The organism is Psychroserpens sp., assembly GCF_047633235.1.
Taxonomy (GTDB): domain Bacteria; phylum Bacteroidota; class Bacteroidia; order Flavobacteriales; family Flavobacteriaceae; genus Psychroserpens.
The window spans coordinates 12,243-29,723 of sequence record NZ_JBLIET010000036.1 but is presented as its reverse complement, the minus strand read 5'-3'; the positions used below and the strand labels follow the sequence as shown (position 1 = coordinate 29,723).

20 protein-coding genes are annotated in these 17,481 nt (G+C 33.7%); 12 read left to right on the top strand and 8 right to left on the bottom strand.

Annotated elements, in window-relative coordinates; all coding sequences use genetic code 11:
• A partial coding sequence (locus tag ACJAZK_RS11555) for a glycoside hydrolase family 2 protein (RefSeq protein ID WP_415224110.1) occupies positions 1–346 on the top strand: 346 nt, incomplete at its 5' end.
• A gap of 90 nt (positions 347–436) precedes the next feature.
• On the opposite strand, the gene prmC is transcribed toward ACJAZK_RS11555, so the two are convergent.
• Both prmC and ACJAZK_RS11545 read right to left on the bottom strand, forming a co-directional pair.
• On the bottom strand, positions 437–1,318 hold the full coding sequence (gene prmC, locus ACJAZK_RS11550; RefSeq protein WP_415224109.1) for a peptide chain release factor N(5)-glutamine methyltransferase: 882 nt from the start codon (positions 1,316–1,318) through the stop codon (positions 437–439).
• Positions 1,315–1,806 (bottom strand): GNAT family N-acetyltransferase, encoded by a 492-nt coding sequence (locus ACJAZK_RS11545; RefSeq protein WP_415224108.1) that lies wholly within the window; start codon positions 1,804–1,806, stop codon positions 1,315–1,317. Before ACJAZK_RS11545 ends, prmC begins: the two co-directional genes overlap by 4 nt.
• Positions 1,807–1,859: 53 nt before the next feature.
• Here ACJAZK_RS11545 and ACJAZK_RS11540 point away from each other — a divergent pair, with 53 nt between their 5' ends.
• From ACJAZK_RS11540 to ACJAZK_RS11520, 5 genes are read left to right on the top strand one after another with little or no spacing between them, the layout of a single operon-like run.
• The gene (locus ACJAZK_RS11540) at positions 1,860–2,324 is read left to right on the top strand and encodes an LEA type 2 family protein (RefSeq protein WP_415224107.1); all 465 of its coding nucleotides are present in this window, start codon (positions 1,860–1,862) and stop codon (positions 2,322–2,324) included.
• Entirely contained in the window at positions 2,321–3,325 is a 1,005-nt protein-coding gene (gene ribD / locus ACJAZK_RS11535; RefSeq protein WP_415224106.1) for a bifunctional diaminohydroxyphosphoribosylaminopyrimidine deaminase/5-amino-6-(5-phosphoribosylamino)uracil reductase RibD, read from the top strand. Before ACJAZK_RS11540 ends, ribD begins: the two co-directional genes overlap by 4 nt.
• Positions 3,312–3,929 (top strand): HAD family hydrolase, encoded by a 618-nt coding sequence (locus ACJAZK_RS11530; protein WP_415224105.1) that lies wholly within the window; start codon positions 3,312–3,314, stop codon positions 3,927–3,929. The genes ribD and ACJAZK_RS11530 overlap by 14 nt, the downstream gene beginning before the upstream one ends.
• A complete protein-coding gene (locus ACJAZK_RS11525; protein WP_415224104.1) occupies positions 3,926–4,789 on the top strand; it encodes an EamA family transporter in 864 nt (287 codons plus the stop codon). The genes ACJAZK_RS11530 and ACJAZK_RS11525 overlap by 4 nt, the downstream gene beginning before the upstream one ends.
• Positions 4,790–5,410 (top strand): IMPACT family protein, encoded by a 621-nt coding sequence (locus tag ACJAZK_RS11520; RefSeq protein ID WP_415224103.1) that lies wholly within the window; start codon positions 4,790–4,792, stop codon positions 5,408–5,410. It begins immediately after the preceding gene.
• Here ACJAZK_RS11520 and ACJAZK_RS11515 read toward each other — a convergent pair.
• The gene (locus ACJAZK_RS11515; protein WP_415224102.1) at positions 5,407–5,817 is read right to left on the bottom strand and encodes an acyl-CoA thioesterase; all 411 of its coding nucleotides are present in this window, start codon (positions 5,815–5,817) and stop codon (positions 5,407–5,409) included. The genes ACJAZK_RS11520 and ACJAZK_RS11515 overlap by 4 nt on opposite strands.
• 190 nt (positions 5,818–6,007) lie before the next feature.
• Here ACJAZK_RS11515 and dnaA point away from each other — a divergent pair, with 190 nt between their 5' ends.
• The 4 genes from dnaA (at position 6,008) to ACJAZK_RS11495 (ending at position 10,087) form a co-directional block, all read left to right on the top strand.
• Complete coding sequence (dnaA, locus tag ACJAZK_RS11510; protein WP_415224101.1) at positions 6,008–7,435, top strand: chromosomal replication initiator protein DnaA; 1,428 nt, start codon at positions 6,008–6,010, stop codon at positions 7,433–7,435.
• 10 nt (positions 7,436–7,445) lie between these two features.
• Positions 7,446–7,901, top strand: coding sequence for a low molecular weight protein-tyrosine-phosphatase (locus ACJAZK_RS11505; protein ID WP_415224100.1), 456 nt, complete (start codon positions 7,446–7,448; stop codon positions 7,899–7,901).
• A 72-nt stretch (positions 7,902–7,973) separates the two neighbouring features.
• Positions 7,974–9,368 carry a PQQ-dependent sugar dehydrogenase gene (locus ACJAZK_RS11500; RefSeq protein ID WP_415224099.1) on the top strand — a complete coding sequence of 465 codons (1,395 nt, stop codon included), beginning with the start codon at positions 7,974–7,976 and terminating at the stop codon, positions 9,366–9,368.
• Positions 9,369–9,370: 2 nt separating this feature from the next.
• Positions 9,371–10,087 carry an SAM-dependent methyltransferase gene (locus tag ACJAZK_RS11495; protein ID WP_415224098.1) on the top strand — a complete coding sequence of 239 codons (717 nt, stop codon included), beginning with the start codon at positions 9,371–9,373 and terminating at the stop codon, positions 10,085–10,087.
• Positions 10,088–10,160: 73 nt separating this feature from the next.
• Here the strand turns inward: ACJAZK_RS11495 and ACJAZK_RS11490 are convergent, their stop codons facing one another.
• From ACJAZK_RS11490 to dapF, 5 genes are all read right to left on the bottom strand, one after another.
• Positions 10,161–10,835 carry a peptidoglycan-binding protein LysM gene (locus tag ACJAZK_RS11490; RefSeq protein ID WP_415224097.1) on the bottom strand — a complete coding sequence of 225 codons (675 nt, stop codon included), beginning with the start codon at positions 10,833–10,835 and terminating at the stop codon, positions 10,161–10,163.
• 108 nt (positions 10,836–10,943) lie between these two features.
• Positions 10,944–11,864 (bottom strand): DUF2279 domain-containing protein, encoded by a 921-nt coding sequence (locus ACJAZK_RS11485; RefSeq protein WP_415224096.1) that lies wholly within the window; start codon positions 11,862–11,864, stop codon positions 10,944–10,946.
• A 4-nt stretch (positions 11,865–11,868) separates the two neighbouring features.
• The gene (gene mltG / locus ACJAZK_RS11480; protein WP_415224095.1) at positions 11,869–12,912 is read right to left on the bottom strand and encodes an endolytic transglycosylase MltG; all 1,044 of its coding nucleotides are present in this window, start codon (positions 12,910–12,912) and stop codon (positions 11,869–11,871) included.
• A complete protein-coding gene (locus tag ACJAZK_RS11475) occupies positions 12,902–13,432 on the bottom strand; it encodes a GNAT family N-acetyltransferase (protein WP_415224094.1) in 531 nt (176 codons plus the stop codon). The genes mltG and ACJAZK_RS11475 overlap by 11 nt, the downstream gene beginning before the upstream one ends.
• Positions 13,429–14,205 carry a diaminopimelate epimerase gene (gene dapF / locus ACJAZK_RS11470; protein ID WP_415224093.1) on the bottom strand — a complete coding sequence of 259 codons (777 nt, stop codon included), beginning with the start codon at positions 14,203–14,205 and terminating at the stop codon, positions 13,429–13,431. Before dapF ends, ACJAZK_RS11475 begins: the two co-directional genes overlap by 4 nt.
• 154 nt (positions 14,206–14,359) lie before the next feature.
• Here dapF and ACJAZK_RS11465 point away from each other — a divergent pair, with 154 nt between their 5' ends.
• Both ACJAZK_RS11465 and ACJAZK_RS11460 read left to right on the top strand, forming a co-directional pair.
• Positions 14,360–15,778, top strand: coding sequence for a trypsin-like peptidase domain-containing protein (locus ACJAZK_RS11465; RefSeq protein ID WP_415224092.1), 1,419 nt, complete (start codon positions 14,360–14,362; stop codon positions 15,776–15,778).
• A 139-nt stretch (positions 15,779–15,917) separates the two neighbouring features.
• Positions 15,918–17,366 carry a glyceraldehyde-3-phosphate dehydrogenase gene (locus ACJAZK_RS11460; RefSeq protein WP_415224091.1) on the top strand — a complete coding sequence of 483 codons (1,449 nt, stop codon included), beginning with the start codon at positions 15,918–15,920 and terminating at the stop codon, positions 17,364–17,366.
• Positions 17,367–17,481 lie beyond the last annotated feature (115 nt).

Here is a 17,481-nt window from a genome sequence, read left to right as displayed (position 1 = left end):
TTTTAATGAAGAACTCACTATTAAAGATAAATCAACATCGTTTTTAAGGATTACTTTTGATAATAAAACACGATTGTTTTATTTTAATAAACCCAAAGATCTAAAATTAGATAAAGCACCAATCGAAAAAATAATAACGAAAACTACCAAAGGGTTTCAAATCACTTTAAGAAGTACAACGTTACAGAAAAATGTATTTCTACACACCAAAGCAAAAGGTTATTTTAGTGATAACTATTTTGATTTGATGCCTAATACTATAGTTGAAATTGAATTTGAAACTGAAGCTAAAATTGAAAAACTCGTTGATTTGAAGATTAAAACTTTGAATGATTTAGTACAATAACCCTATTGTTATAAAAATGTCATTAAACTCTCCTCGTTTTCTTAAGGAGGAGTGGTTTCATAGCCAGTAAAGGCGATGAAAGCGAGGTGGTTACTTCACACCTTTGACCATCCTGTCTTTCCCAAATAGATCTTTCTTTAGTTCAATGTTTTTAAAACCATAGCCTTCTAACAAGGCAAGCATCTCCGATCCAAGATATTCGTTGATTTCAAAATATAACATCCCATTGACTTTGAGATTGCTTAATGCAAATTCACAAATGGCTTTGTAAAACTGTAAAGGGTTCTCATCATCTACAAATAAAGCCAAATGCGGTTCGTTATCGAGAACGTTGGGTTGTATTTCAGCTTTTTCAAGGTTACGAACGTATGGTGGATTTGAAACAATAACATCATACTTATGAAATACTGAAACAAGTTCTGTTTGAAGCGAATTCAAAATGTCATCATAAATAAACTCAACATTAACTACATTCAATTCTGCATTTTGTCGAGCTATTAGTAATGCTTCTTCGGAAACGTCTAAGGCAGAAACTTTGGTATTTAAAAGGTGTTTTGCTAATGAAATAGCAATACATCCTGTTCCTGTTCCTATATCTAGAATTTTGGTTTGAGGTTCTTTGCTTACAATTCGACTGCGCTCAGTGTGACAATTAATTATCCAATCAACGAGTTCTTCCGTTTCAGGTCTTGGTATTAACGTATGCTCATTCACTTTAAATGGTAATCCGTAGAATTCGGTTTCACCCAAAATATACTGGATAGGTTTTTGTAATTTTAAACGTGCTAAGGCTTCAAAAAGCGGTTGTTCTTGCTCTTTTGTGATCGTATATTGAGGATCTAAAACCAAATGAATGCGTTTTATATTCAGATAGTGTTCTATCAACACGTTGAAAAAGGAATCTACTTCCTCTTTTCCGAAGAGAACATCTAACTCACTATGGTATATGTTAAGTATGTCTTTTAAAATCATAATACTTTTTCCATCCAAACACCACAAGAATAATGACCTGTATTTCCTAAAGGCTCTGTTCTATGGGTAAACCCATGAGTTTCATAAATATAAATTGCTGTCTTAAGTTCTGGAATCGTTTCTAAATAACAGGTATCATAACCAAAATTTTTAGCGGCCTCTAAGCATTTACCAATGAGTTTCTTACCATAACCTTTTCCTCTAATCTCTGAAGAAAAATACATTTTTTGCAACTCACAGACATTACCGTCGTAGTCCTTAAGATGTTTTATTCCTGCACCTCCAAGAACTTGAGTAGCGTTGGCAACCACGAAGTAAACCGATTTTTCTTCACGATACGCCTCATACATAAAAGGCGTTTCGGCGTCTTCATAAGCAGTGCCAGTTAAAGGCAATTTAAAGTCTAAAAAACAAGCTTTTATCACTGCTTCTGTTTGCAGATTATCATCTGCTCTAATTTCTCTAATTACAATCTCCTCTTCACTCACTTTATTATCCTATTTTTGCGCTGTGAAGATACAGATAAATCTATTTTAAGACCATGCGCAAACTCATTTTATTATTAACAGTCACCATGAGCATACTGAGCTGTACTATAAAAGAAAAACCAATTTTTAAAGGCATTGAAGACATCAAAGTTGTGGATTCTAACTCCAGGTTAATTACCCTTACAGCAACTGCTCTTTTTGAAAACCCTAATGACCTCGGCGGAAGTTTAAAGAGCGATGCAATTTCTATTTACCTGAATGATATCAAGTTAGCAAAACTGTCGTCGGAAAGTTTTGATGTTCCAGCAAGAAAGGAGTTTATGATTCCATTAAACGTAGATATTAGTACCGACAGTATTTTAAAAATTAGAGGAACAGATGCTATTGGCTCATTATTAAACAGTTTAATTAACAAACAAATTAAGGTTCAATATAAAGGAGACCTTATGTATAAAACATTTGGATTTTCATACACCTACCCTATTGACGAAACCGAAATGGTCAAACTTAACTATTGAGAACACACGCAACCTATATAAAACGCTGTATTGAAATCGCCAAAAAAGGCTTAGGCACAACTGCTCCAAACCCAATGGTTGGAAGTATAATTGTGCATAACGACGAAATTATTGGTGAAGGCTACACAAGTGCTTATGGTGGTAATCACGCGGAAGTGAACGCTATAAATTCCGTAGAAAATAAAGAATTACTTAAAGACGCGACACTTTACGTGTCTTTAGAGCCTTGTTCTCACTATGGAAAGACGCCTCCTTGTAGTGATTTGATTGTGAAGCATCAAATTGCGAATGTAGTAATTGGTTGTATTGATGATAATCCTGAAGTTTCAGGAAAAGGAATCGCAAAACTTATAGCTGCTGGATGCCATGTTACCGTTGGAATCCTAGAAACCGAATGCAAACGACATCACAAACGCTTTTTTACATTTCATAACAAAAAGCGTCCTTATATAATATTAAAATGGGCAGAAACTGCAGATGGATTTATTGCGCCTTTAGAAAAAGACGAAAAAAAACCTGTTTGGATTACCAATAAATTCTCTAGGCAATTGGTTCATAAATGGCGCGCAGAAGAGCAATCTATTTTGATTGGCACAAATACGGTTTTAGAAGATAACCCAAGTTTAACAGTTAGAGAATGGTCTGGAAAGAACCCTACTCGTGTTGTTATAGATCAGGAATTGAAATTATCAAAAGAACCTTCGGTTTTTAATACTGATGCTGAAACATTAGTGATTTCTGACCAAAATGTTGATTTCAAAAACCCTCTAGCGAAACAGATTGCTACACTGTTGCATTCTAAAGCTATAAACTCTGTCATTATAGAAGGGGGTGCTAAAACACTTCAAACCTTTATTGATGAAAATATTTGGGATGAAGCACGCGTATTTACAGGACCTACAACTTTTAAAAACGGAATTAAAGCGCCTGAGTTTCATGGACAGCTCATTTCCGTAGAAAAAATAATAGACGACACACTACATATATATGTTAACAATTAAAACCCTAATATTCGATTTTGGTGATGTATTCATCAATTTAGATAAACAAGGTGCTATGAAAAATGCACTTGAATTATTTGAGTTGGATGAATTGCATGAAGACTTAATCGCCATCAACACCTTATATGAACAAGGTTTAATTTCTACAGAAGAATTTATAGAATTTTATACAGATAATTTCCCTGGATTATCTAAAAAAGAAATTATAGATACCTGGAATTATATCCTCAAAGATTTTCCTGAGCACAGATTAGAATTCATAAAAAAACTTGCGAAAGAGGGAAAATACAAGCTTATATTATTGAGTAACACCAACGAATTACATATTAGTTGGATTGCAGATAATATATCATTTTACGAAGATTTCAAATCATGTTTCGACACATTCTATTTATCGCATGAGATTAACTTAAGAAAACCAAATGCCGATATTTACGAGTTTATAGTCCAAGAAAACAAACTGAAATATGAAGAGTGTTTCTTTGTAGATGACACCAAGGAGAATACTGATACCGCAGCGTCTCTGGGGATACATGTTTGGAATATTGACGAAAACAAACAGGATATCGTAGAATTATTCGTTATAAATAAAGACTTATTTTGATCTATCTACTACTAAGTATTGTTGCCTCTACGTGTATATTCATCATTTTTAAATTATTTGATAAATATAAAATCAATACGCTTCAAGCCATTGTTGTTAACTACTTCATTGCCTGTTTATTTGGATTATGGATGTACGACAAGCCTATAGTTATAGGTGATATTATAGAATCAAAATGGATTTACGGAGCAATTGGTTTAGGGTTTTTGTTTATCGCCATCTTTAATGTTATGGCTTTGACTGCTCAACGTAAAGGGCTTTCGGTCGCTTCTGTTGCTTCCAAAATGAGCGTAATTATTCCTGTAATTTTTGGGATTTATGTTTATAATGAAGGTGTAGGCGTTCAAAAAGTTGTCGGGATTTTATTGGCATTAGTATCGGTGTATCTGAGTTCTATCAAATCCAAAACCATTAATAATCCAACGAAAGGTCTATGGTTACCCATCTTATTGTTTTTTGGATCTGGTGTTATTGATACTTCAATAAAATATATAGAAACCACGTATCTGCCTGAGAATAGTATTCCTATTTTTTCTGCTAGTATTTTTGCATTTGCTTTTATCATCGGTTCTAGTATTTTAATTGTAAAAGCAATACAAGAACCATTTAAATTTCCAGTTAAATCAGTAATTGGGGGCATGATCTTAGGAGTCGTAAATTACTTTTCAATCTACTATCTATTAAAAGCTCTCAATAACGAGAGCTTAGAGAGTTCAACCTTGTTCACCGTAAATAATGTAGCCATAGTGATGGTATCAACGCTTTTAGGCTTGCTCTTTTTTAAAGAGAACATCTCTAAAATTAATTGGATGGGAATTATACTAGCAATCATTTCTATTGTTATTGTTACCTTAGCGTAAATGGAAGCAACCGATATTTATAAAACAATAACGAAACCATCTCCAGAGGCTTTATTTAAAGATAGAAACAGTAAGTTTTTTGGTTATGCGTTTCCCATTACTTCAGAAGACGAAGTCAAACATCATATTGAAGATTTAAAAAAGCAGCATCATCAAGCAAGACATTGGTGTTATGCCTACCAATTTGGCAAACAAGAGAAAGACTTTGTATTTAGAGCGAATGATGATGGTGAACCAAATAATAGCGCCGGAATGCCCATTTACGGTCAAATACAATCCTTTAAAGTCACTAACCTACTTATTGTAGTCGTGCGCTATTTTGGAGGCACTAAACTGGGTCTTGGAGGATTGATAAATGCTTACAGAACTGGAGCACAAATAGCTTTAGAAGCTTCTGAAATTGTAACTAGAACCGTAAATATCGAATACGGCATCACTTTTGATTACAAAAACATGAATACTGTGATGAGAATTATTAAAGAGAAAAACTTGAAAATAACTAAACAGACTTTAGAATTGAGTTGTGAACTTATAATTTCAGTAAGATTAAAAGATGCTTCTTCAATATTTGAGATTTTTGACACACTTTACGAAATAAACATAAAGGATTTAAACGATTAATTTTGCAGTTTATCTAAAATATAATCGGGACATTTTGTAGGCCTATTCTTCTTTATGTCAATAAAGACTAAAACAGAATTTCCAGTCGTTAAAATTTCATTATTTTCATTTACTATTTCATAATCAAATTCAATTTTAGCAGTTGGCAATTTTACAAGTCTAGTTTTTACTTTAATGAGGTCATCATAACGTGCTGATTTTTTGTAATTTAACCTTAAAGAAATTACCGGTAACATAACACCTCCATCCTCCATTGCTCTATAAGAAAAACCCATTTCTCTCAACCAATCAGTTCTTCCCATTTCAAAATACTGAGCATAATTACCATGATATACGACTCCCATTTGATCCGTTTCATTGTAACGAACTCTAAATTCTATTTCTGTAGTTTTAGTAAGATTACCCATAAGTTTTGTTTTATTTTTTGTAATTTCGAATCGAGTTAAACATGAGAAAAAATTTCTAATTAATCAACACCTTTTGATTTTTTTATTAAGAAATTTGTTCACATATTTGTTCTCTAGAATGATTGGAGATAAATTCACATTTCTCTTTTTTTTTGCTAACTAACTATCAACATAAAAATAAACTTAGAGAATGGATGTAACTGCGCAAACGGTTTGGGATAACTGTCTTTCATTTATAAAAGACAATATACAACCACAAGCCTACAAAACATGGTTTGAACCTATAGTAGCAGTTAAGCTTACAGACAATGCGTTAAGTATTCAGGTTCCTAGTAAATTTTTCTACGAGTGGCTAGAAGAGCACTACGTTAAAATTTTAAAAGTTGCTCTTACAAAGCAGATAGGTGAATCTGCAAAATTGGTGTACGTTATTAAAATGGAAAACACCTATGGTAACAAACAACCGTTTACAGAAAAAATTCCTAGTTCTAATCGTGGAGCTTTAAAAGCTCAAGACGTGGATGTACCATTAAATAATAGAAGTCCCGAGTTAAGAAACCCCTTTGTGATTCCTGGAATTAGAAATGTAAAAATTGAATCTCAACTTAATCCTAATTATAGTTTTGAAAACTTCCTTGAAGGAGACTCTAATCGTTTGGCAAGAAATGCAGGTCTAGCTGTAGCGAACAAGCCTGGAGGGACGTCATTCAATCCATTACTGATTTTTGGTGGTGTAGGTTTAGGAAAAACACATTTAGCTCACGCAATTGGTGTTGACATCAAAGATAAATACCCAGAAAAAACAGTTTTATATATCTCTGCGGAAAAATTCACCCAGCAATATATTGATTCTGTAAAAAAGAATAATAGAAACGACTTTATTCACTTCTATCAAATCATAGATGTTTTGATTATTGATGATGTTCAGTTTTTATCTGGAAAGTCGGGAACACAAGATGTGTTCTTCCATATATTTAATCACTTACACCAAAACGGAAAGCAAGTGATACTAACAAGTGACAAAGCTCCTGTTGACATGCAAGATATAGAACAACGTCTATTATCACGCTTTAAATGGGGACTTTCTGCAGAATTGCAAAGTCCAGATTTTGAAACTAGAGTTTCTATCCTTAAAAATAAGTTGTATCGGGATGGTGTAGAAATGGAAGACGACATTATTGAATATGTTGCCAAACATATTAAAACTAATGTACGTGAATTAGAAGGTGCAATCATCTCATTAATTGCTCAATCTTCTTTCAATAAAAAAGAAATCACAATTAATCTTGCTAAAGAAATTGTTGAGAAGTTCGTTAAAAACACAAAACGAGAAGTTTCAATAGATTACATTCAAAAAGTAGTATCAGATTATTTTCAAATGGATGTCAGTACACTACAATCAAAGACTAGAAAACGTCACATTGTGCAAGCCAGGCAGCTAGCTATGTTTTTTGCTAAAAAATATACTAAAGCCTCATTAGCGAGTATTGGGTCTCAAATAGGAAAGCGAGATCATGCAACAGTACTTCACGCATGCAAAACAGTAGACAATTTGTCTTCTACAGACAAACAGTTTAGGAAATACGTGGAAGACCTTTCAAAAAAATTATCTCTATAAATTCATAGTAATGACAAGTATACTAATGGTTTGTTTAGGCAATATATGTCGCTCTCCATTGGCACATGGTCTCTTAGAATCTAAACTTCCTCCTGATTCTTTTTATGTAGATTCTGCTGGGACAGCAAATTATCATATTGGGAGCCTACCAGATCAACGCTCTATAGCAGTTGCTAAAACTCACGGAATAGATATTTCTAATCAATGTGGACGTCAATTTAACGTTTCAGATTTTGATACGTTTGATTATATCTACGTAATGGATCATTCTAATTTTGAAAATGTTTTAAAACTCGCAAGAACCACATTTGATATCGCTAAAGTCAAACTCCTACTAGACTTTGATACAACTTCTCAAATTAAGGAAGTTCCCGATCCTTACTATGATAAAATATCAGGTTTTGAAACTGTTTTCGAGCTTTTAGATAATGCTACCAATTTTATTGCTAATCAACTTTTGAGATAGTTCACCATGTGAATAAAAACAATATTGCATCTTTTTGTCGTATTTTGTAAAAAATCCTTAGATCTTAAAACAATGAAAAACATTACACTTCTTATAACTTGCTGTTTTGTGTCCTTAACTTTTGCTCAAGACATCTCTTTAGAACCTTTTGCAACCGGCCTTTCAAATCCCGTAAATGTTAAGCATGCTGGAGATGACAGACTTTTTGTTGCTGAAAGAGATGGTAGAATAAAAGTGATTAATGCAGATGCCTCTATAAACCCATCTAACTTTTTGGACATTGATGGTAGAGTAACAGATTTTGGTGGAGAACAGGGCTTACTCGCCATGGCTTTTCACCCCAATTATGTTAGCAATGGTTACTTTTACGTTAACTATATAGATAATAATGGAGACACTGTAATTGCTAGATTTACGCGAAGTTCTATTGGTATCGCAGATCCAAACTCAGAAGTAGTTCTTTTAAACGTTGTACAACCATTTGGTAATCACAATGGTGGTGATATGCACTTTGGTCCAGATGGTTACCTCTATATCTCTTTAGGTGATGGTGGTGCCGCAGACGATCCTGGTAATAGAGCCCAAAGTTTAAACACCTTACTAGGAAAAATGCTTAGAATTGATGTGGACGCAACAGATATGGGGAATTACGGTATTCCAGCGGACAATCCTTTTGTTGGAAACTCTGCTGCTTTAAATGAAATATGGTCTTATGGGTTAAGAAATACTTGGAAATTTTCTTTCGATAAAACTACAGGTGATTTATGGACCGCAGATGTAGGTCAAAATCAAATTGAAGAGATTAACAAAGCACTCGCATCTTCAACCGGTGGAGAGAATTATGGCTGGAAATGCTTTGAAGGAAATTCTATCTTTAGTAGTCAAACAAGTTGTAATACAATAACTCATGAAGCACCAGTAGCACAATATACTCATAGTAGTACTGGTGGATGTTCAATTACTGGAGGCTATGTTTACAGAGGCACAACAAAAATTACTTTACAAGGCCTTTATTTCTTCGCAGACTTTTGTAGTGACGATATTGGATATGTGCAGGAAACAACACCAGGCAATTATAACATCTCTTTTATAGAAGACCTGTCTGGTCTTGGTATTTCTGCTTTTGGAGAAGATTTTGATGGAGAATTATATGTCGTTAGTTTGTTTCAAGGCGCTATCTTTAAACTAAACGAAGTAAATTTAAGTGTAGACAATCAATCCGTCAGCAACATAAAGATGTATCCTAATCCAGCCAAAAACATTTTGACTTTTGCTTCATCTAACACCTCAAATAAAATAGAATCAATTACTATTCATGATACACAGGGAAAGTTAATTGTAAGCCACTCAAATTTTGAAGAGCACTTAATCACTATTCCCACAGAGTTTTTAACTACTGGAATTTACATCGTGGAGATTAGTAATAAACAAGGTAATAGAAGTGTTCGTAAACTTATTGTTGAGTAATTATGACAAATAACTTTGGAAAACTATATCTTATCCCAACCCGTCTTGGAGATAATCCACCTTTAGAAGTCTTGCCTATTTCAGTAAAAAAAATTATTGAAATAGTAGATAACTATATTGTAGAAAATGAAAAAACGGCCAGAGGATTTATAAAAAAAATTGATTCACGTAAACAACAATCGCGGTTAAATTTCAAGGTTTTAAACAAATATACGCAACCTGAAGAAACTCAAAATTTTCTTGATGATTGTAAAAATGGAAAATCAATGGGCTTACTATCGGAAGCTGGATGTCCTGGAATTGCAGACCCTGGTGCAGATATTGTGAAATTGGCTCATGAACACAATATTCAAGTTGTCCCTTTAGTAGGTCCGTCATCTATTGTATTGGCTTTAATGAGTTCTGGAATGAACGGACAATCATTTGCATTTAATGGATATATCCCTATAGACAAATCTGAACGTAAAGCAACGCTTAAACGATTAGAGCGCTTATCTTTTGAACAAAACCAAACACAATTATTTATTGAGACGCCTTATCGCAATAATAAAATCTTAGAAGATATTTGTGCAATACTCCATCCTAATACCAGAGTTTGTATTGCTTGTGATATCACATTACCGACAGAGTACATTAAAACAATGACCGTAGGTGAATGGAAACACTCTAAAGTTGATTTACACAAGCGTCCAGCTATTTTTATAATTCATAAGGATTAATAATTTCCAAAAAAAAAGCAGAAAGCTCCAAATTGGAGCTTTCTGCTTTTTTTTTAATATTTTTTTTAATGACCTACAAAATAGCCTTTGCTCTCTTATCTGCCTCAATAAAAGAGGTATCATATCCTGAAAATTTCTTCATATAATATCGTACTGAAGAGCCATATGCATCAGATACGTTTTTAATTCCATAGCTTCTTAAAAACTTCTTTACACTTCCTGGACCCGCTAAGTGAGCAGCTGCCAGAATTCCTGACTCTGTAATCTCAACACCGCTAATTTTTTTACCTTCAAAACGCTTGATATCCTTTCTAAGAATCCATTTATTACGCTCTGCATTTGCTAAGAACGCTTTTTCTTGAAGTTTAGGGTTGTATAAAAACTTTGTAGGATTATAAATACCTATAAGTTTCAAAGTTTCTGCCCCAAATTGATACTTACCTAAATAACCTAATGTATTTACTGTAAAGTAATTACCTCTAGACTCTTTGAAAGCTAAAGCCTCTTTAAAACCAACATAAGATTTCCCTAAATTAGGAAAATAAACAGGAGATGATTGAAATGGATTTGATAATTGGATTTGTTCAAAATTATGTGTCTCATCAAGATGAGCCATATCGTAATTTAACTCTATACCTTCGGTTGAATAATCATCAAAATTCAATGATTCCTGAGGTTTAAGCGCCATAGAAAGAGTGGCACAAATAGCTAATGAAATAACGAAATAATTACTTACTTTTTTTATCATAAGAGCTAACTTTCTTTAAGACATAATGTTTATTAAACTGTCCCAAAATTTCAGCATGCAAATATACGCTTTTTATTAACCTATTGAAAATAAGGTGTTAAACTGTTGTTAAAAGTAGATATAGTACAGCTTAACGCCATTTTCTCGGTCAAACGAAATCGTTGGAGCTGGTACTTTTATTGCGTTCAAAACGTCAAGTAAAGTTCTCAAAACGCGAGACTTTGTCTGTATTTTAGTTAAATCTACATCAAAACTGAGATAAAATTGCCGTCTCCTATTTTGATTTATTAATAGGTTATCAACATCTTCTGTTCTTCCAGATAACATACCTTCTGCACCGTATCCAAATGCAACGTTAAACCACTTAGGTATTTTACTCTCTTTAAAAAAGGAATTAACGTTTGCACTCAACCAATATGTTTGTCCATTATAATCTTTTAGAACCTCCTCTAAGAAGCCGTCTCCTAATTTATCTGGACGCTGATTAGCAAATTGCGTTTGATGAAATGAGTATTTAAGTGTGATACGTTGCTCATCCCATAATAATTCTTGTCCAACATAAAGTCCAGTTCCCGCCGCGTTAGCCGCCATATCAGACCATGAGAAACCCCATTCTTGAGAATAGCCATCAAATATCTCTACTGCCGTCAAAAACCCAAAACCTAGAGTTGCCCCATAAATAAGTTGATCGTTTTTATTAACTCCAGCCCAATTAAGAACGTTAGCTCCTACTCTTCCCAATTGATAAGCAGAAAACACATGTCCAAACTTATCCATCTGCAACCACTCATCAGAATCATTTACCGTTTTAAACTTAGAACGCTCAAAATCTGAGTACCATAGCTGGTCCAAACCAATTAAGGTAAGAGACGCCAATGACACTTCAGTAATAACAATAGTATTTCTTCGTAACTTGTGGAGTGTGTCACTTGGTTTAAAAAAAGAATCCAATTTAAATTGAGACTGTGCTTGAGCGTTAGCAAATAGTGTTACAACACAACATAGAAAAAGAAGTCTGTAACGGTTCATAGTATTACTTATTAATCCCTTGAGACGATAAATAATTATGGTATTCTCTAGCATTAGCATTATGCTGGCTCAATGTCTTAGAAAACTTATGAAAACCCAACTTTTTTGCATTTGCTGCAAAATACAAGTAGTTATGTTTTTCATAATTAATTACGGCATCAATAGCAGACACATCTGGCATAGCAATTAAACCAGGAGGTAAACCAGCATTCATATAAGTATTATAAGGCGATTTAATCTCCTTGTGTTTATTAAGCACACGTTTAATTATAGCATTCTGATATTCTGGTAATTGGTAGGCGGCAAATTTTAGTGTTGGATCTGCCTGTAATGGCATACCAATTCTAATTCTATTTATATATACTCCAGCAATTCTAGGTTGCTCACTAGCTTGCTTTGATTCTTCGTGAACAATGGAGGCAAGTGTCATAACCTGATCTCTTGTTAGACCAAGAGCTTTTGCTTTCGCCTTTCTATTATCATTCCAAAAGCGATTATATTCTTTTAACATGCGATTTCTAAATCCTTCCGCAGAGGTATTCCAGAAAAACTCATAGCTATTGGGTATATACATCCCAAGTGCTGTTTTTGAAGTAAACCTGCTAGCTTTCAAAAACTCTGGATCAGTCATAGACTTTAAAATCGACAAGCTATCTGCTTCAATTTGAGTACTAATGCGACCTGCTAATTTTGATAATTTCTCTTGATTGTTAAAGGCTATTTTAAGCGGTATATTATTACTACGAATTGAATTTATAATATCATTATTACTCATTCCCTTTTTAATTATAAATCGTCCAGCTTTAAGATTGGTGGTGTATTTTTTTTGATTTGCCAAGGCATCAAAAGAATCAATATCTGTTAAAAGAGGTTCTAATTGCGCTCGAACCTCAGCGTAACTAGCATTAGATGGAACAAATATATAAGCTTCGTCATTATTGAACGTTGTATTTGGCGCAAGCATGGCGTTATAAATATAGTAACCAAAAATTCCAACTGCGATTAAACCAATGATGGCAATAGCCCAAAGTATTTTTTTAATGTACATTTAGTATAGATTGTAATAAGTATTCATTTTTATAAGAACCGTTAACGTAGTTCCAGCCTTTTTTTAGTCCGATAATTTCAAAACCTTGATTCTTAAAAAGCTTCAAGCTTTGTTCATTCTCTTCAGAAATATTACAATACAACTGATGTAAATCTAATTGGGATGTACAATAGGCTGTTAATAATTGTAGTGCTTCTTTTCCGTAGCCCTTTTGTCTGTTGACCGAATCCTTTATCAAAATCCCAACTCCAGCACGTCTATTTTTAAAATCGAAATCGAACACATCTATCATCCCAAGAGCGACCTCCTCAAAATCACAAATCACCAATCTCAATTGCTTTACTTCGTAAATATCTTTATGTGCCTGTTCCAGATATTGCTTTATTAAAAACTTAGAATATGGAGTAATAGTATTACTGATCTCCCAAATGTCCTGATTGTTTTCAATCTCATGGATAAGCTCGAGGTCTTCAGGCTCTAAAGCTCTCAAATAAATATGTTTACCTTTGAGTGTTATCATTCTATAGTGCCTTTAAAAACTTGGGTAGCTGGACCAATGAGCCAAATATTTTCATAGCCTTTATCTAGCTTTTCAAAAGCTACTTGTAAATCACCACCCTCCGTTTGAAGCGTAATGTGATTTTTTTTAGTTTCTCCAATATAATTCATGGCTAACGCTACGGCCGTAACTCCTGTTCCACAAGATAACGTTTCATCTTCAACACCTCTTTCATAAGTTCTTACTGCAAATTTTTCTTCGGAAATTTTAGACACAAAATTAATATTGCTACCGCCTTTATTATAAGGAGCAGCAAAACGAATTTGTCTCCCAACAGTTTTCACATCAAAATGCGATAGATGGGCTTCCATTTGAACATGGTGCGGAGAACCTGTATCTAAAAACACATGCGTTTTGTGATCTTCAATGACCTTCACATTTTTCATTTGCAAACTTACCAGTCCTTTATTAATAGTCGCTTTGTGTAAACCATCGATGGCTTCAAAAGTTGCTTCATTATTAATGACTCCTATAAAGTTGGCAAAAGCTGTAATACACCGACCACCATTTCCACACATAGAGCTTTCGTTTCCATCAGCATTAAAATACACCATCTTAAAATCAAAGGTATCATGATTTTCAAGCAAAATTAGGCCATCTGCCCCAACACCAAATCGCCTATCGCATAAAAACGCGATAAGCTCAATATTGGTTTTATCAAAAAGCTCTTGACGATTGTCAATCATCACAAAGTCATTTCCTGTTCCTTGATATTTATAAAAAGTTAGATTCATATACCACGCAAATATAGGAATTATGAATCAAAACAGGATTGTTAAATGAGCGTTAATAGGGACGTTAAAAATCGTTAAAGTTGAATCTTAAACTCAATAAATAGTTAAATTTAATCGTTAGTGATATAACATAACAACAAAAAAATAATTAATAATGAAAAAGATTTTAACCCTAGTATTTGTCTCTATGTTAGGTGGAATAATAGCCCTATCTACCTACACTCTCTTTTTAGAAAAAGAGCAAATTGTAAAATTTGAAGACGAGCAGGAGCAACCACAGTTCTTGAATGCAAACTATAATGCAAAAACAACAAACGTATTAAATACAACCGCATCTGATTTCACAGTAGCTGCAGAAAACACAATTAACTCTGTAGTACATGTCAAAAATACTACTTTAGTCTCTAGAGCTACGTCGTTTGAAGACCTGTTTTATGGTCGTCAATCTCAACAAAGAACTCAAGTAGGAACAGGAAGTGGTGTGATCATCTCTCCAGACGGTTATATCATCACCAATAACCATGTGATTGCCGGATCTAATACAATTTCAATCACGCTTAATGATAATCGTGTTTTTGATGCCCTATTAATAGGTACTGATGAAAAAACAGATATTGCACTTTTAAAAATTGAATCAGAAGATGATTTACCAGCAATAGAGTTTGGCGACTCAGACACTGCTAAAGTTGGCGAATGGGTTTTAGCTGTAGGTAATCCTTTTAATTTAACCTCAACAGTAACTGCAGGAATTATTAGCGCAAAAGCTCGTGATTTATCTGGTAAAAACTCTCAGTCGTTTATTCAAACCGATGCTGCAGTAAATCCAGGGAACTCTGGTGGAGCATTAGTAAACTCTACTGGACAACTTATTGGAATAAACACAGCTATTTCCTCACAAACAGGTTCTTATATTGGATATTCATTTGCAGTACCTAGTAATATTGCTAAAAAAGTAATCCAAGACATTATAGAATATGGCGATGTACAAGAAGGTATTTTAGGAGTTTCTGGTGGAGCATTGTCCAGTAAAGCTGCTCAAGAATTTGGAGTCAACGCTACTCAGGGATTTTTCGTAAAAGATGTTGAAGACAATACTGGTGCCAAAAAAGCAGGAATTAAAAGTGGTGATATCATTACTAAACTTGACAATATAGAGATCTCTAAATTTTCAGATTTGAGTGGTTACTTAAAAACTAAGCGTCCAAATGACGTGGTTAATGTGGAAATTCTCAGAGACAGCGAAATAAAATCTATACCAGTGACGCTTTCTAAAAGTGATATTGTAAGTGTTGATTTTATTGATATGGAGTTACGCAACCTTCCGCAGAGATTTAAAAAGAAAACAGATATCACTGAAGGAGTATTAGTACAATCTAATAGAAACAAGTTCTTATATACAAAGTTAGGGATTAGACCAGGATATATTATTACTGGCATTAATGATATCCCAATTAAGACGGTTGAAGATATTCAAGACTTTATTGCGAAATATGGCAGCGATGCTCAGAATACAATTTTTAAACTAGAATATATGAATACAAATTTAGAACGAAAAGAAGTACTATTTAGATAGTCGCAGTTGGTTAGCGATAAAACCCTTTAGAATATTGAATTCTAAAGGGTTTTTAATTTTCAATAAATACACTCCGAAAACGTTTGAAATATAGTATTTTTGCCAAAATTTTAAACAACACAATACTAAATTAAATACAATGGGTTTGAACGGAACTTATGAAAAAGAACTCGCTTTTCAAGCAGACCGAAGACGAGCGACAGTCGAATTTATTAAAATTGTTAGCGACCTATGGTATGACAAATCAATAGAATTAGTACTCTTTAGAAACCAGTTAATTGATCGTAATGTCAGCGAAATTTTAAATCTCCACGAATATGCTGGAGAATTCGTACAAAAACCAATCTCTATTTTTGATTCGGTAGAAATTGCTCAAGCTATTTTGGTTTTAGACATGCCTCCATCCAAACTAGATATTGGAAAATTAACTTATGAATTTCATTTAGAAGACGAAACGTATAGTAATGCTACAGCTTTTGTTGCTGCTAAACTAAAAGACGCAAAGAAAAATAAAGCTATCGAGCCAAAGGACGTTGTCCTTTATGGTTTTGGTAGAATTGGTCGTTTAGTTGCTAGGGAGTTAATGACTAAAACGGGCAAAGGTAGCCAGCTAAGATTAAGAGCTATCGTGACTCGAGGCACTATTGACAAAACCGTTTTAGAAAAACGAGCGTCGTTATTACGCAATGATTCTGTTCATGGTGATTTCTCTGGAACTGTAACTGCAGATGTAAAAAACAATGCTTTAATTATTAATGGAACTACTGTAAATATTATTTCTGCAAACGCTCCCGAAGATATAGATTACACAAAGTACGGTATCAAAAATGCATTAGTTATTGATAATACTGGTGCCTTTAGAGATGACAAAGCCTTAAAAAGGCATTTGAAATCTAAAGGTGTTGATAAAATATTGTTAACTGCTCCAGGAAAAGGAGTACCTAATATTGTTCATGGTGTTAATCATCTAGAACACAATCCTGATAAGGTTCATATATTTTCTGCAGCTTCATGCACAACAAACGCCATTACACCTGTACTAAAAGTTATGGAAGATGCATTTGGTGTCATAAGCGGCCATTTAGAAACGATTCATGCCTACACAAATGATCAAAACTTAGTTGATAATTTCCACGGGAAATATCGTCGTGGTAGAGCTGCGGCACTCAATATGGTAATTACAGAGACTGGTGCAGGTCAAGCTGTTACTAAGGCATTACCCTCTTTTGAAGGTAAACTAACATCTAATGCTATTAGAGTCCCTGTCCCAAACGGATCTTTAGCCATACTTAATTTAGAATTAGATAAGGAAACTTCAATAGAAGGAATTAACACCATCATGAAAAAACATGCACTAGAAGGTAATCTTGTAGAGCAAATTAAATATGAAATGAACGATGAGTTGGTTTCTAGTGATATTGTTGGTTGCTCTGCTCCTGCTATTTATGATAGTAAGGCAACAATTGTTCGCACAGATGGTAAAAATGCGATCCTCTATATATGGTATGATAATGAATATGGCTATAGCCATCAAGTCATTAGATTGGCAAAATATATTGCCAAAGTAAGACGTTTTACGTATTACTAATCTAGAGTATAAATAGATAATTAAAATCCCATTTTTAACAATTGGGATTTTTTTTATGTTTTGAAACAACCTTTTACCAATTAGAGTATCTACATCTTGTAATTAAAAATCAATA

Excerpts from the sequence above, each read along its gene's own strand:
- ACJAZK_RS11500 (WP_415224099.1), top strand. The coding sequence starts at position 7,974 with ATGAAAAACATTACACTTCTTATAACTTGCTGTTTTGTGTCCTTAACT.
- ACJAZK_RS11495 (WP_415224098.1), top strand. The coding sequence starts at position 9,371 with ATGACAAATAACTTTGGAAAACTATATCTTATCCCAACCCGTCTTGGA.
- ACJAZK_RS11520 (WP_415224103.1), top strand. The coding sequence starts at position 4,790 with ATGGAAGCAACCGATATTTATAAAACAATAACGAAACCATCTCCAGAG.
- mltG (WP_415224095.1), bottom strand. The coding sequence starts at position 12,912 with ATGTACATTAAAAAAATACTTTGGGCTATTGCCATCATTGGTTTAATC.
- ACJAZK_RS11465 (WP_415224092.1), top strand. The coding sequence starts at position 14,360 with ATGAAAAAGATTTTAACCCTAGTATTTGTCTCTATGTTAGGTGGAATA.
- dapF (WP_415224093.1), bottom strand. The coding sequence starts at position 14,205 with ATGAATCTAACTTTTTATAAATATCAAGGAACAGGAAATGACTTTGTG.
- prmC (WP_415224109.1), bottom strand. The coding sequence starts at position 1,318 with ATGATTTTAAAAGACATACTTAACATATACCATAGTGAGTTAGATGTT.
- ACJAZK_RS11515 (WP_415224102.1), bottom strand. The coding sequence starts at position 5,817 with ATGGGTAATCTTACTAAAACTACAGAAATAGAATTTAGAGTTCGTTAC.
- ACJAZK_RS11485 (WP_415224096.1), bottom strand. The coding sequence starts at position 11,864 with ATGAACCGTTACAGACTTCTTTTTCTATGTTGTGTTGTAACACTATTT.
- ACJAZK_RS11540 (WP_415224107.1), top strand. The coding sequence starts at position 1,860 with ATGCGCAAACTCATTTTATTATTAACAGTCACCATGAGCATACTGAGC.
- ACJAZK_RS11505 (WP_415224100.1), top strand. The coding sequence starts at position 7,446 with ATGACAAGTATACTAATGGTTTGTTTAGGCAATATATGTCGCTCTCCA.
- ACJAZK_RS11460 (WP_415224091.1), top strand. The coding sequence starts at position 15,918 with ATGGGTTTGAACGGAACTTATGAAAAAGAACTCGCTTTTCAAGCAGAC.
- ACJAZK_RS11530 (WP_415224105.1), top strand. The coding sequence starts at position 3,312 with ATGTTAACAATTAAAACCCTAATATTCGATTTTGGTGATGTATTCATC.
- ACJAZK_RS11490 (WP_415224097.1), bottom strand. The coding sequence starts at position 10,835 with ATGATAAAAAAAGTAAGTAATTATTTCGTTATTTCATTAGCTATTTGT.
- ACJAZK_RS11475 (WP_415224094.1), bottom strand. The coding sequence starts at position 13,432 with ATGATAACACTCAAAGGTAAACATATTTATTTGAGAGCTTTAGAGCCT.
- dnaA (WP_415224101.1), top strand. The coding sequence starts at position 6,008 with ATGGATGTAACTGCGCAAACGGTTTGGGATAACTGTCTTTCATTTATA.